Source organism: Mesorhizobium sp. WSM3860, from assembly GCF_002294995.1.
Lineage (GTDB): Bacteria > Pseudomonadota > Alphaproteobacteria > Rhizobiales > Rhizobiaceae > Mesorhizobium.
In genome coordinates this window covers 38,593-52,733 of the sequence record NZ_NSGF01000013.1, presented here as the reverse complement: position 1 = coordinate 52,733, position 14,141 = coordinate 38,593, and the positions used below count along the sequence as shown (strand labels likewise).

Here is a 14,141-nt window from a genome sequence, read left to right as displayed (position 1 = left end):
GATGACGAAGAGAAAGAGCGCCGGCAGGACAGAGGGGGGCGCGAAGGAATGCTACGCTTCCATTCTTCGCCATCGCTAAACCCTACAAAAACAACCGCAACTGCGCGTGGATGATCGACCGGTAATCCTCGATCGTGCGCCGGCCTTCCGCCTTGTCCTGCGTCAGCGCCAGCCGCACGACGCCGCCGGCGAGCTGGAAGATCAGGAACACCACGCGCCCGAACGCTTCGCGCTGCTTAGGCTTCAGCATCGGCGCCACACGGTCGCAGAACATCTTCGCCTGATGCCGCGTCTCGGCGATGTCGAGATGCTGCAGCGCCTTGTCGGCCTGGATCGCGTTCTGCAGATCCTGGATCGCCGGATCGGCCGCGACACGGCCGTAGTAATCGTTGAGCAGCCGATCGGCGGCGGCGGTCACGTCATCCACCCCGCGGATATCGGCGATGATCGCGCCGAAGCGGGCCCGGCTCTCCTCCGAGAAGCGCTCGTAGAGCATCGCCAGGATCGCCGACTTGCTCGGGAAGTAGTGGTAGACAGTCGCGATCGGTCCGCCGGCCAGCGCGCCGACTTCCTTCATCGTCACCGCATCGATGCCCTTCTCGCCGATCAGCCGCATGGTCGTGGCGAGGATCGCGTCGATGCGCTCGCGGCTGCGCTCCTGCTTGGGCCTGCGCCTGGGTTCCGTCGCCGTTTGCCTTGCTTGCCTCATCTCGCGCGGGCAGTCGTGGATTCTCGGTTGACAGGAAACTGATCAAGTATCAGTTTCGTGAATGCTGACAACTTGTCAGTTTTTTCACCGGGCTGCAAGGGAGGGCGCCTCGTGACAGCGACTGATGCCGCGCATGCGGAAAATGGCGACTGGCTGGTCGGCAATCCGACCGGCCTGCAACTCGCCGCCGCGCTCTGGGTCGGCTCGGTCGGCCTGCTCATCCTCGGGCTGCAGCCGGTGCTGCTCGGCGCGCTCTATAGCGAGGGGCATGTCACCGGTGACGAGCTGGCGCTGGTCGCCACCGCCGAGATGATCGCGATCGCCATCGGTTCGGCGATCGTGGCGATGCTCTTGCCTGCCCGCAACATGCGCTGGAAGAGCGCTGCGCTTTTGGTTCTGCTGGCGCTCGCCAATTTCTGGACCGCCTACGCCGGCAGCTCCAATGCGCTGATAGGCGCGCGCACGCTCGCCGGTCTTGCGGAGGGCGGGCTTGTCGCAGTGGCCACCGAGCTGATCGCCCGCTCGCGCCGGGCCGAGAGAATCGGCGGTTACTTCGTCACGCTACAGACCTTGGCGCAATGCGCGCTGGCGCTGCTGCTTGCGCTCTACGTCGTTCCTGCCGCCGGCGCGGCCGGCGGCTTCGTCGCGCTTGGTGTTGTCTGCCTTCTGTCGCTCGTCGTCGCCTGGATCGTGCCGGACGACTATGCCGATCTGCCGAAGGACGAGCATTTTGCCAATGTGCTCACTGTGCCGGCCATCGCCGCGCTGCTGTCGATCTTCTGCTACTTCATGTTCTTCGGCGCTGTCTGGGCATTTCTGGAGCCGCTCGGCGCCGAGTTCGGCATCGACGGCCGCACCGTCGGCCTGATGGTCTCGGCAAGCCTCGCCGCGCAAGTGGCGGGCGCCATGACCGCCACCGTCTTCGAAGCGCGCATCGACTTTCGCTTCGCCATCACCGTCATCGGCGCGGTCGCGGCGATAAGCTCGGTGCTGCTTGCTTCCGGCCCTGGGCTCTCCGTCTTCTGGGCGGTGGCGCTGGTGATGGGCTTCATCCTGCTCTTCATCGTGCCCTACCAGATCCGGCTGGCGATCACCGCCGACGAGACGCGCAATGCGGTACTGCTCGTGCCGGCGGCGCAGCTCTTCGGCCTCGCCATCGGCCCGGTAGCCGCCTCGCTGCTGATCGACGGCGAAAATTTCCGGCCGGTGCCGGAATTCGCCGCGGCAAGCGCGTTGGCCAGCGTGGCGCTGCTCGGCGTCTTCGTGCTGGTTGCGCGGCGCCGCGTTCCAGCCTGAGCGGGAGGTGACCATGGCACATGCCTGGAGCAACTGGTCGGGCTTCGTGACCGCCGCGCCGAAGCTGATCGCCACGCCAGCCGATGCCGGCGAGTTGGCCGACCTGGTGCGTTCCGCGCCCGGTCCGCTGCGCGTCGCCGGCGCCGGCCATTCCTTCACGCCGCTGGTACAGTCCGCCGGCACCATCGTCTCGCTGGCGAAGATCGAGGGGCTGGTTTCGCATGACGCCGCAGCCAATCGGGCACGCGTGAGGGCGGGGACAACGCTTGGCGCGCTGATGCACATCCTGCAGGACATCGGCCAGGGCCTGCCCAATATGGGCGACATTGACAAGCAGGCGATCGGCGGCGCACTTGGCACCGCGACCCATGGCTCCGGCCCGACGCTCGGCGCCTATCATACCCAGCTTGAGACGGTGCAGTTCGTCGACGGCCAAGGCAAGCTGCGCGAATACAGCCGGGCGGGCGACCCGGATATGATCCACGCCACGGGCGTCGGGCTGGGTGCCTTCGGCGCGTTCACCGAAGTGACGATGAACAACATCCCGACCTATCGGCTGCGGCGCCGGAAATGGGTGCTGCCGATCGGCGATATGCTGCGCGACTTCGAGGCGATGATGGCCGCGCACCGCTCGGCCGAGTTCTATTACATCCCGTTCTCCGGCTACGCGCAGTTCATCGCCAGCGATCTGAGCGACGCAGCGCCGACGCCGCGGCCGACCGAGGATGACGAGGAGGGCTTGGCGACGTTGCGCAAGTTGCGCACCGCGCTGCGCTGGCTGCCGGCGCTGCGCCGTGCGCTGATCACGGGCGCGGTCAAGAAGGTGCCGGCCGAGGATTATGTGCAGGACTGGCTCAACGTCTATGCCAGCGACCGTCGCACCAAATTCAACGAGATGGAGTATCATCTGCCTTACGAGGAAGGTCCGAAGGCGCTGGCCGAGATCATCGAGCTGACCGAAAAGCGCTTCCCGGAAGTGTATTTCCCGATGGAAGTGCGTTCGGTGGCGCCCGACGAATTCTGGCTTTCGCCCTTCCACAGGAGGCTGACCTGCTCGATCGCCATCCACCACGACGCGGCGAACGATCCGCTGCCCTTCATGCGCGCCGCCGAGCCGATCTTCCGCAAATATGGCGGGCGGCCGCATTGGGGGAAGATGCACAGCTTGACGGCGGCGGATTTCAGAAAGCTCTATCCGCGCTGGGATGACGCGATGGCGGTCCGCCGCGACATCGACCCTGAGAACCGCTTCGTGTCGCCCTATATGGCCGGCCTGTTCGGCATTCAACAATGAGCGCCTATTTCGCCGAACTGTCGAAGGCGCTCAAGGCGGCGGAGATCTTCCGGCCCTGCCTGGTGCTCGATCGCGACCGGCTGGACGCCAATATCGCGCTGGTGAAGGAGCGCCTGGCGCCGGGCCTTACCGTGCGGTTGGTCGACAAGTCGCTGCCTTGCCTGCCGCTGCTTTCGCACATCGCCAAGACGCTCGAAACCAGCCGCTTCATGAGCTTCCATCCGCCGGTGACGCAGGCGGTGCTGGACGCTTTTCCCGCGGGCGATCTCCTCTACGGCAAGCCGATGCCGGTGGGCGCGGCAAAAGCGGCGCTTGCCAGAGGCGGCGCCGGCTGGCGGTCGCGCGTCTGCTGGCTGATCGATACACCGGACCGGCTGGCGGAGTATGGGACGCTCGCCGCAGAACTCGGCACCGAACTGCGCTTCGCCCTCGAGGTCGATGTCGGCCTGCATCGCGGCGGCTTTTCCAGTCCTGCCGAGTTCAGGGCGCTGACCATACCGAAGGGCCTGCGCTGCGAAGGCATCATGGCCTATGAGGCGCATGCGCCGGAAATTCCCGGGCTGTTCGGCGGCGCGGCCGGCGCGCTGAAAAAGGCCTCGGCGAAGGCTGCCGAGTTCGCCGCGGCCCTCGATGCGGACCAGCGCCGCATCCTCAACATCGGCGGTTCGAAGACGGCGCTGCTGCATGGGAGCGGCGTGGCCAACGAAGTGTCGATCGGCTCGGCCTTCGTGTTGCCCCGAGACTTCGACACGCCCGGCCTCGACGGCTTCCGGCCGGCCGCTTTCATTGTGACGCCGATCCTGAAGGCGCTCGATCCGGTGCTGCCCGGCCCGGCGGCTATTTCCCGCACGCTGCAGGCGCTCGGCCTCTTCCCGAAGAAGGGCTGCTATCTCTATGGCGGCAAGTGGATGGCCGCCCCGGTGTTCCCCGAAGGCATGAAGCCGAACGGCCTGATCGGGCTGTCCTCCAACCAGCAGTTCATGGGGCTGCCTGCCGGCACGGACGTGAGGCCGGGCGACTATGCTTTTCTGAGGCCGACGCAGAGCGAGGCGGTGCTGCAGCATTTCGGCTCGCTCGCGGTGTTCTCCGGCGGGCGCATCGTGGAGTTCTGGCCAGCCTTGCCGATGGGGTGAGGGCGCACGTGAAAAGCGTGAGACGCTGGAGGGACAGCACCCCCCTCCGGCCTGCCGGCCATCTCCCCCGCAAGGGGGGAGATCAAGTGTTCGCGGGCTTTCGCAAATCGCCGACGTTGCAGGAGGGGCGCTACCGGCAAGGCTGCCGATCTCCCCCCTTGCGGGGGAGATGGCCGGCAGGCCAGAGGGGGTGGGAAGGATCGCGGCATAACCGGTTGGCGATATGCATTGACGCGTAGTCGCAATTGCCGGAGATAGTTGACTAAGTCAACTAATTGGTTGATCCTGTCCGGGACAGGAGGAACTTCCATGACCATCCACGATCACCCCGGCAAGCAGCGCATCGATGCCGTGCGCGCCTTCAACCGTTTCTACACCCGCCAGATCGGCCTGCTCGACGAAGGCCTCCTGAAGAGCCCTTTCTCGCTGACCGAGGCGCGCGTGCTTTACGAACTTGCCCATCGCGACGGGCTGGTCGCCAGCGACCTGGTGCGCGACCTTGGTCTAGACCCCGGCTATGTCAGCAGGCTCATGAAAAAATTCGAGGAGCGCGGCCTGGTCGAACGCGCCGCCAGCGAGACCGATGCTCGGCGGTCCTCGATCGCGCTGACGCCGGCGGGGAGGGAAGCCTTCGCGCCGCTCAACCGGGATTCGCATGACCAGGTGCGCGCGCTGCTCGATCACCTGGCGCCGACCGACCAGGAGCGTCTGGTCAAGGCGATGCGCACGGTGCAGGACCTGCTCGGCGACAAACCCGAACCCCAGGTGCCCTATATCCTGCGGCCGCTGCAGGTCGGCGACATCGGCTGGATCACGCATCGCCAGGGCCTCATCTACGCGCAGGACTATGGCTGGGACGAAACCTACGAGGCGCTGGTTGCCGAGATACTCGGCGAGTTCGTCAAGAACTTCGTTCCGCAATGGGAGCGCAGCTGGATCGCCGAGCGCGAAGGCGAGGTGGTCGGCTCGGTTTTCGTCATGCGCAAGTCGCCCAAGGTGGCGAAGCTCAGGCTGCTCTATGTCGAGCCGTCGGCGCGCGGCCTCGGCATCGGCCGGCGGCTGGTCGACGAGTGCATCGCGTTTTCGCGCGCCAAGGGATACAAGACGCTGACGCTGTGGACGAACGACATTCTTGGTCCGGCCCGCCGCATCTACCAGGCGGCGGGCTTCAAGCTGGCCGAGGAAGAGCGCCACCATTCCTTCGGCAAGGATCTTGTCGGCCAGACCTGGAACCTGGAGCTTTAGCTCTTCCCCTTCTCCCACAACAACGGGAGCAGGGGCGCCGGCGCCGCCTCAGCCTTTCACCGGCACCCAGATCTCCAGCCCGCCGTCACCGCTGCGCGGATCGAATTCGGGGCCGTAACGCTCGAACTCCGGCGCGTCGGCGATCTCATGTCCGGATGCAGGCAGCCACTTGTTCCAGATGGTGTTGACCGTGCGTCGGATGGTCGAGATGTGCTCGCGATGCGCAAACACGGCATATTTCTGCGCCGGCACTCGAACCCGATAAAAGTCCTTCGGCAAGTCTGAGAAATCCGACACCTCGACGCCGGCGACATAGTCGAAATTGCCGGCATCGTCGCCATTGGTGCACACGCCGTAGGCGACGCCGGCGACTTCGCCGGGGATGTTGCCGATATAGGGTCCGAAGCGCTGCCACAGCATTGGTATGCCGGCGCTGGTCTCGCAGCTGTAGCGCTCGCCGAGGCCGGCGATGAGAAACGGCCGGCTGGTCTCGAACCGCGGCGGCTCGAGCGCGGTGAGAAGTGAACTGTCCATGAGGATGGGCTCCACGAGGTCGAGGTTTTGGGTCGAGCCTCCAGCGCGCACCAGTTCCGGCGTGGTGCCGAACTGGTCGCGGAAGGCGCGCGTGAAAGCCTCATGCGACCCGTAGCCGGCATCGAGCGCGACCGCCAGGATATCGCTCGCGCCGCCGGCAAGCTTGCGCGCCGCTTCGCTGAGCCGGCGCGCCCGCATATAGCCCATGACCGACCGGCCGGTGGCCGCGCCGAAGGCGCGCGTCACATGGAAGCGCGACACGCCGCTGCTAGCCGCGACATCGTCGAGCGAAATCGCATCCGGCAGATGGCTTTCGACAAACCACAGCGCTTTCTCGGTCGGGTTCATGGCTCCTCGCATTTGGCGCGGCCACACTAGTTCCCGCCCCGACGGGCAGTTTGATCGAAATTGCGCAGTGAGCAATAATAGCAACGTGCCTGCCGGGTTGAGTGGGATCGACCTGGCATTAACCGCACGCGGGAAGGGGTGTCCCGATGACGACGGCGACGGCCGATCAGGTCTTCCGGTTTGGCGGGTTCACGCTCGACCTCGCCATGGGGACCCTGCGCGGCCTCAACGAGCCGCTGTTCCTGCGGCCGAAAGCCTACGCGCTGCTTTCGCATCTCGCCCGCAATATGGGTCGCGTCGTGCCGAAGTCGGAGCTGATGGATGTCGTCTGGCCCGGCGTCTACGTCACCGAGGATTCGCTCACCCAGTCGGTGCGCGAGATCCGCAAGGTGCTGGGCGAGGACATGGTGCGCACCGTTTCCAAGCGCGGCTATATGCTTGCCGCGGAAGCCGAGGCTGCGCCCGAGATCAGCAGCCAGCCGATCGTGGCGGTGGTGCGCTTTCGCAACGACAGCGGCGATCCGGCCGACGAGGCGATGGTCGACGGCTTTGCCGAGGATCTCATCAACGGCGTGGCGCGCTTCGGCACCGTCACGGTGCTTGCGCGGAACTCAAGCTTCTCCTTCGCCTCCTTCGGCCGCACCGAATGGCCGCAGATCCGCGCCCGCATCGGCGCCGACTATCTCGTCGAGGGATCGCTGCGCCGCCAGGGCGAGCATGTCGTGGTGGCGGTCAGCCTCGTCGACATCGCCACGGCCAGCCAGCTCTGGGGCGACCGCTATCAGTCGCAGGGCGCCGGCCTGTTTGCGATCGAGCGCGACATCGTCGAGCAGATCGTCAGCAGGCTGGTCACGCGGGTCACCAACGCCGGGCTGGAGCAGGCCTCGCGCAAGCCGGTGACAAGCCTAGCCGCCTACGAGCTTCTGCTGCGCGGCTTCGCGTTGCTGCGCGATCCCGCTCAGACCGACCAGCGCGGCGCCGAGGCCTTGTTCGAGGCGGCGATCGCCAAGGATCCGAATTACGGCCTTGCCTATTCCTATCTCGCTTTGGCGCGCTCGCTGGACGGGGAGTTCGGACGCGCCAGCGATGCTGTCCTGGAAAATGCGCGCGACCTTGCCGACAAAGGGCTGGCCCTGTCGCCGGACCAGCCGACCGGCCATCGTGTGCAGTCGCTGATCCGACTTTACATGCGCGACCACGAGGCGGCCGAGCATCACATGCGCATCGCGCTGCAGCTCAACCCCTATGATGCCGACAGCATCGAGCAGATGGGCATGCTGCTCACCATGCGCGGCCGGCCGCTGGAAGCGCTGACCTGGCTTGCGCGCGGCATCCGCATCGATCCGTTGCATCCGCACTGGTACCAGTTCGACCGCGCGCTGGCGCTCTACATGATGGGGGAATACCGGCAGGCGGCGGACGCGCTGGAACTCGCGACGCGCCCGGCGCCCTGGATCAGGACGCGGTTGGCGGCCTGCTATGCGCAGAAGGGCGACATGGAAAAGGCGCGCCGGCAGATTGCCCTCATCGAGGACGGCGCTTCCTTCTCGCCGCTCGACTATGCGCTGCGCGGCGTGCCGTTCGAAAATCCGGCCGATGCCGAGCATCTCGCCGAAGGCGTCAGGCTTGCCCTCGGCTAATTGCATGTCGCCCGCAAGCGGTTCTGGGATAACGACATGCATCAAAACCAATGCATGTCGCCCAGAAGTGTGCAGCGGTTCTGGGATAACGACATGCATCAAAACAATGCATGTCGCCCAGAAGTGTGCAGCGGTTCTGGGATAACGACATGCATCAAACCAATGCATGTCGCCCAGAAGTGTGCAGCGGTTCTGGGATAACGACATGCATCAAAAACAAAAAGACCTAAAGCGCGTCGCCTGAATCCGTTTCAGCGCGACGCGCTTTGGGCTGTGCCCGAGCCGCCTCAATCGACGACGACGACGATGTAGCGGCCTTGGTAGGCCCGGTAGTAGGTGCTGCCGCAGCGCCAGACGTCGAAGCCGTTGACCTTGGTGCGAACGCAGCCTGCCGGGAGCGTGGCGACCCAGGCGGTCGTGTGCCTCAGCACCCGCCATGTCGTGGCGCGCCGGGCGACACCCGCTGCGCTGCGCGGTGTCCAGGGCGCGCCGATGCGGGCCTCGGCGGTACCGACAAGCGACAGGGCCGGCACCGCCGAGCCGACGATCTCGACGGCAAGGCCGATCGCGAGCAACGCAGCGGCCGAGCGCATTTTCCTGAAGGATTTCAGAGGCATTTTCATTTCTCCTGAAGTTGGTGTTGAGTTCTAGTGGGAGGCTGAAGCGGCAAGCCGGGTCGAACCCGTCAGCGCCGCAAGGTGAGCAACCACGAACAGCCAGTGCGCCGCGGTTGTGACGTAGCCGACGACGAGCACATCGGCGGCAATGAAGAACTGCCAGAACAGAAGATTTGCCGTTCCGAGCAGCACGTGCACGGCAGCCAGCACGGCGTGCCAGTTGCGGGAGTAGGCGATGCGCCACAGCGTCACGCCGATGATCAGGGCCAGCCCATGCGCCTCGATGAAGCCGATGCCGGTGCCGGGCGCATTGCTGAGCAGCACAGCTTCAGCCCCGCGCCCGAAGAACGAGCCGGCAATGTCGGTGGCGAGCCCGCCTGCGGAAGCAAGGATCAGGAAGCCGGCGTTGATGCGAACGAGAAGATTGCCAAAGAAGGGTGTCATGATCGTTCCTTTCCGTCTTGGGTGATAAAGGTCGCCACGGCGGCGTCCGCCGTGGCTGTTGGGAGGAAGCGCCGCTCAGGCCGCCAGCGGCTGGGACTCGGCTGCGGCCGTGGTCGGTTCGGCGGCGGGTGTGCTCTCGGCCGGCGCCTTGATGCCGAACCAGGCGACGTAGAGCGTCGGCAGGAAGACCAGCGTCAGCACGGTCGCCACCAAAAGCCCGCCCATCACCGCGTAGGCCATTGGCCCCCAGAACACCGTCGGCGCGATCGGGATCATGCCGAGGATGGCGGCCGCCGCCGTGAGCAAGATCGGCCGCAACCGATGCGTGGTGGCGCTGATCACCGCCGCCCATGGTTCCTCGCCGGCGGCGATGTGCTGGTCGATCTGCGCGATCAGGATCACCGAGTTGCGGATTACCATGCCGATCAGCGACATGACGCCGAGGATCGCGACGAAGCCCATCGGAGCGCCCGACAAGAGCAGCGCGCCGGCCACGCCGATGATCGCAAGCGGAGCCGTGAGCAGCACCAGCACCAGGCGCTGGAAGCTCATCAGCTGCACCATCAGGACGGTCGCCATGATGAACAGCATCAGCGGGAAGACCACGAAGATGCTGGCCTGCGCCTTGGCGCTGTCCTCGATCACGCCGCCCTGCTCGACGCTGTAGCGCGCCGGCAGTTCCGCCTTGAAGGTGGCGATGGCGCTCTCCAGCCGCCGCGTGACCAGGGTGGCATTTTCGCCGGGCGCGACATCGGCCTGGACGGTCACGGTCGGCAGGCGGCCGCGGCGCCAGATCAGCGGCGGCTCGGTCTGGTAGGAGAGCTTCGCCACCTGTTCCAGCGGCACCCGCCGTCCGCCGGACGCGCTGATCGTCAGGCCGCGCAGCGTGTCGATGCTGGCGCGTTCGGTTTCCACCGCGCGGGCGACGATGTCGACGAGGTAGGTGTCGTCGCGCATCTGCGTGATCTTCGAGCCGGAGAGCACCGCGTTGATCGTCTCCGACAGCTGCTGCGAGGAGATGCCCAGCGCGCGCGCCCGGTCCTGGTCGACATCGACCTTGATGACCTTGGCCGGCTCGTTCCAGTCGTAGTTGATGTTGCGCACCGAGGCATCGCTGCCCAGCACCTGCGCGAACTGCTGCGCCAGGCTGCGCGTCTTGTCCGGATCCGGACCGCTGACGCGGAACTTAAGCGGCCAGCCGACCGGCGGGCCGAGCTCCAGCGGGGTGACGCGGGCCATGACGTCGTCGAAGCCAGTCGACAGCTGCTTCTCCAGCCGGTCGATGACTGCCTGGCGCACGGCGTGCCCCTTGGTCACGACCACCGCCTGGGCGAAGAAGTCGTTGGCGAGCTGCGCGTCGAGCGGCAGGTAGAAGCGCACCGCGCCCTGGCCGACATAGAAGCTCCAGTGGTCGATATCCGGATCGGCGGCGAGCAGCTTCTCGACGCGCTCGACCACGGCATCCGTCGCCTTGATCGAAGCGGTGCGCGGCAGAGTGAGGTCGAGCATGACCTCGGGCCGGTCGGACTTCGGGAAGAACTCCTGGCCGACGAAGCCCATCGCCACGACGGAGAGCGCGAACAGTCCGGCCGTCGCCGACAGCACCAGCCACTTCGCCCGCATCGCCATCTCGAGCAGCGCCTGGAAACCGCGGGCGATGCGCGAGGGTTGATGGCTGCCACCATGACCCTTGATGCGATCGGGCAGCAGGAAGACGCCGGTGAGCGGCGTGAACAGCACCGCGACCACCCAGGAGACGACGAGCGCGATCGCCACGACAGCGAAGAGCGAGAAGCAGTATTCGCCGGCGCCGCTCTTGGCGAAGCCGACCGGCACGAAGCCGGCGATCGTCACCAGCGTGCCGGTGAGCATCGGGAAGGCGGTGGAGGTATAGGCATAGGTGGCGGCCGAGATCTTGTCGTAGCCTTCCTCCATGCGCGAGATCATCATCTCGACCGCGATCATGGCATCGTCGACGAGCAGGCCGAGGGCGATGATCAGCGCGCCGAGCGAGATGCGCTGCAGCGAGATGCCGAAATACTCCATGGTGACGAAGGTGATCGCCAGAACCAGCGGGATGGCGACCGCCACGACGACGCCGGGACGCCAGCCGAGCGCCAGCAGCGAGACGGCGAGCACGATGGCGATCGCCTCGCCGAGACTCTTGGTGAACTCGCCGACGGATTCTTCGACCACATGCGACTGGTCGGCGACCAGGCCGAGCTCGGCGCCGAGCGGCAGCTCGGCCTGCATCTCATGCATCTTCTCCTTGATGGTCTCGCCCAGCGCCAGCGCGTCGCCGCCCGAAGTCATCGAGACGGCGATGCCGACCGCAGGCTTGCCGTTGAAGCGGAACATCGGCTGCGGCGGGTCGGAATAGGCGCGCTTGACCTCGGCGACGTCGCCCAGCCGGAAATAGTGGCCGTTGGCGTAGAAGTTGATCGCCTTGAGGCTTTCCTCGGAGGTGAAGCTGCCGGAGACGCGAATGGCGATGCGCTCCGGGCCGGCATCGACCGTGCCGCTCGGCGTCAGCGCGTTCTGCGCCTGCAGCGCCTGCGACAGCGTGCCGACATCGAGGCCGAGTGCCGCCACCTTCTGCGTCGAGAATTCCAGATAGATCTTCTCGTCCTGCTGGCCGATGAGGTCGACCTTGGCGACATCCTTGACCGTCAGCAGCCGGGCGCGCAGGCTGGTGGCCAGGTCCTTCAACTCGCGATGGCTGAGGCAGTCGGAGGTGAGCGCGTAGATCAGCGAATAGGTGTCGCCGAACTCGTCATTGTAGAACGGGCCCTGCACGCCGGACGGCAGCGTCGGCTTGATGTCGTCGAGCTTCTTGCGCACCTGGTACCAGAGCGGCTGCACCCGGTCGCCCGCGACCGTGTCCTTGAGGTTCACGAAGACGACGGATTCGCCGGGCTTGGTGTAGCTCTTGACGTAGTCGAGGTCCGGCAGCTCCTCGAGCTTCTTCTCGATGCGATCGGTGATCTGCTCCACCGTGTCGCTGGTGCTGGCGCCCGGCCACATCGTCTTCACCACCATGGTCTTGATGGTGAAGGCCGGGTCCTCTTCGCGGCCGAGGCCGCCATAGGCGTACAGGCCGGCAAGTGCGGCCGCGATCATCAGATAGACGATGAAGCTGCGGTGGCGCAGCGCCCATTCGGAAAGATTGAAGCTGGTCATGATGCGGTTCCTTTTCAGGGCGCGCGCAAGCGCGCTCCGCCGGCGCTTGCCGGCTGGCCAAAACAAATGACGGTTTGGGTTCGGTCAACGCCCGCCGCTTGGCGGGCACTGTCGCAATTCAGGCCAGGCTGTGCATGGTGCCCGGCACACGGTAGGGCGCGCGCTCGGCGGTTCTCGGCCGGATGGCGAGGCCGGCGAGATAGCGCTGGAAGGCGGCTGCTTCCTGGACCGGCGAGGCAAGCGCGACATGGCCGTCGGGCCTGACCAGATAGGCTGCGTCGCGCTGCAGGCCGGCTTTCCCGGCTGCTTCTGTCCAGGCGAAGGCATGCACAGCAATTCCTGTCGGCGCGAGCATCGCCCGGAAATCGCAATTGACTTCGCCATAGACATGGACCTGCCAGTCGAGCGACCGCAGCGGCTCGAGATTGTCGCTCCCCGCGCCCATGACGTTGCCGGCGACATAGGGCAGGCGATCGCCGCCGCTGACCTTGCCCGCCATGCCCGAGCTGATCGGCCCGGCGCGGTACTCGATCGCCGTCTGCGAGATCACGCCGAAGAATGCGCGCGACCCGAACGATGTGTGGAGCCCGATGTTCAAGACCTTCGGCATCACGTAACGCCGGAACAGGCCGACCAGCCGCGAGCGGTTGGTGATGAAGCGGAACACCTTGTCGGTGCTTTCGATCAGCTTGTGGGCAAAGGCGATGCGCTCCGGCTCGTAGCTGTCGAGCAGGCGCGGATCGGCCCGGCCCTGGACCACAGCAGCGAGCTTCCACGCCAGGTTCACCGCGTCGCCCATGCCGGTGTTCATGCCCTGGCCGCCGGCCGGGCTGTGGATGTGGCCGGCATCGCCGACGAGGAACACGCGGCCGGCGCGGAAGCGCTCGGCGACGCGATGATGGACGCGATAGGTCGAGAACCAGTTGACCTCCTCGACCTTGACGCCGGTGTCGCGCTCGACATCGGCGCGGATCGCCTCGAAAGTGATCGTCTCGTCGGCCTCATGCGCCTTCGGCACTATGCCGATCAGCCTCACCGAACCGGACTGCCGGACCGGCATGACGATGGCGAAGCCGTAGCTGCTGATCGTCGTGTCCATGCCGTTGGGAGTGATTTCGCCACTGCCTCTCACGTCGGCGACGTAGAACGACTGTTCGTAGGTGCCGCCGGGGAAGCCGATGTTCAGGCCGTGGCGTACGGCGCTGCGAGCGCCGTCGCAGCCGGCAAGATAGGCTGCGCTGACCGTCTCGGTCTTGCCATTCCGGGAAAGGGTCGCGATGACCGCGTCACCCTTGTCCTGAAAAGCAACGAGCTCCGTACCGCGCTCGACCTCGACGCCGGCGCGCTCCAGATGCGTGATCAGCACGCGCTCGTGGATATCCTGCGGCAGGGCGAAGGCGAAGGAATAGCGGCTGATGCCGCGGCCGAAATCCGACAGCGGCAGCCTGGCGGCGACGCCGGCCGGCGTATGTATGGTAAGCCGCTCCAGCCGGATGCCCTCGGCAAGGATGTCCTCGACGATGCCGATCTGGCGATGGAACTCCAGCGTGCGCGCCTGGACGGCGAGCGCGCGCGAGGTTTCGCCCGGACCGGTGGCCTTGTCGAAGATGCGGACCGGGACACCGAGCCTGGTCAGCCAGAGAGCGAGCGTCAGCCCGGTCGGGCCGGCGCCGGCGATCAGGACCTTTGTCTTGGACATGG

General features: G+C 66.1%; 11 protein-coding genes. 5 read left to right on the top strand and 6 right to left on the bottom strand.

Annotation, left to right across the window (positions count from 1 at the left end; genetic code table 11):
• Positions 1–82: 82 nt before the first annotated feature.
• Positions 83–709, bottom strand: coding sequence for a TetR/AcrR family transcriptional regulator (locus tag CK220_RS20175; RefSeq protein WP_095813214.1), 627 nt, complete (start codon positions 707–709; stop codon positions 83–85).
• 111 nt (positions 710–820) lie between these two features.
• Between CK220_RS20175 and CK220_RS20170 the strand changes: the two genes are divergently transcribed.
• The 4 genes from CK220_RS20170 to CK220_RS20150 all read left to right on the top strand — a co-directional run bounded on the left by CK220_RS20170 (position 821) and on the right by CK220_RS20150 (position 5,677).
• A complete protein-coding gene (locus CK220_RS20170; RefSeq protein ID WP_095813213.1) occupies positions 821–2,005 on the top strand; it encodes an MFS transporter in 1,185 nt (394 codons plus the stop codon).
• A gap of 13 nt (positions 2,006–2,018) precedes the next feature.
• On the top strand, positions 2,019–3,299 hold the full coding sequence (locus tag CK220_RS20165) for a D-arabinono-1,4-lactone oxidase (protein ID WP_095813339.1): 1,281 nt from the start codon (positions 2,019–2,021) through the stop codon (positions 3,297–3,299).
• Positions 3,296–4,432, top strand: coding sequence for an alanine racemase (locus tag CK220_RS20160; RefSeq protein ID WP_095813212.1), 1,137 nt, complete (start codon positions 3,296–3,298; stop codon positions 4,430–4,432). The genes CK220_RS20165 and CK220_RS20160 overlap by 4 nt, the downstream gene beginning before the upstream one ends.
• A 309-nt stretch (positions 4,433–4,741) precedes the next feature.
• Entirely contained in the window at positions 4,742–5,677 is a 936-nt protein-coding gene (locus CK220_RS20150) for a helix-turn-helix domain-containing GNAT family N-acetyltransferase (RefSeq protein WP_095813211.1), read from the top strand.
• Between the two features lie 48 nt (positions 5,678–5,725).
• Here the strand turns inward: CK220_RS20150 and CK220_RS20145 are convergent, their stop codons facing one another.
• A complete protein-coding gene (locus CK220_RS20145; protein WP_095813338.1) occupies positions 5,726–6,559 on the bottom strand; it encodes an AraC family transcriptional regulator in 834 nt (277 codons plus the stop codon).
• A 146-nt stretch (positions 6,560–6,705) separates the two neighbouring features.
• Here CK220_RS20145 and CK220_RS20140 point away from each other — a divergent pair, with 146 nt between their 5' ends.
• Positions 6,706–8,199 (top strand): winged helix-turn-helix domain-containing protein, encoded by a 1,494-nt coding sequence (locus tag CK220_RS20140; RefSeq protein ID WP_095813210.1) that lies wholly within the window; start codon positions 6,706–6,708, stop codon positions 8,197–8,199.
• Positions 8,200–8,486: 287 nt separating this feature from the next.
• On the opposite strand, the gene CK220_RS20135 is transcribed toward CK220_RS20140, so the two are convergent.
• From CK220_RS20135 to CK220_RS20120, 4 genes are all read right to left on the bottom strand, one after another.
• On the bottom strand, positions 8,487–8,816 hold the full coding sequence (locus tag CK220_RS20135; protein WP_245429290.1) for a hypothetical protein: 330 nt from the start codon (positions 8,814–8,816) through the stop codon (positions 8,487–8,489).
• A 30-nt stretch (positions 8,817–8,846) separates the two neighbouring features.
• Positions 8,847–9,260: a hypothetical protein gene (locus tag CK220_RS20130; RefSeq protein WP_095813208.1), complete on the bottom strand. Its 414-nt coding sequence runs from the start codon at positions 9,258–9,260 to the stop codon at positions 8,847–8,849.
• A 75-nt stretch (positions 9,261–9,335) separates the two neighbouring features.
• Complete coding sequence (locus CK220_RS20125) at positions 9,336–12,440, bottom strand: efflux RND transporter permease subunit (protein WP_095813337.1); 3,105 nt, start codon at positions 12,438–12,440, stop codon at positions 9,336–9,338.
• Between the two features lie 118 nt (positions 12,441–12,558).
• On the bottom strand, positions 12,559–14,139 hold the full coding sequence (locus tag CK220_RS20120) for an FAD-dependent monooxygenase (RefSeq protein ID WP_176479142.1): 1,581 nt from the start codon (positions 14,137–14,139) through the stop codon (positions 12,559–12,561).
• Positions 14,140–14,141 lie beyond the last annotated feature (2 nt).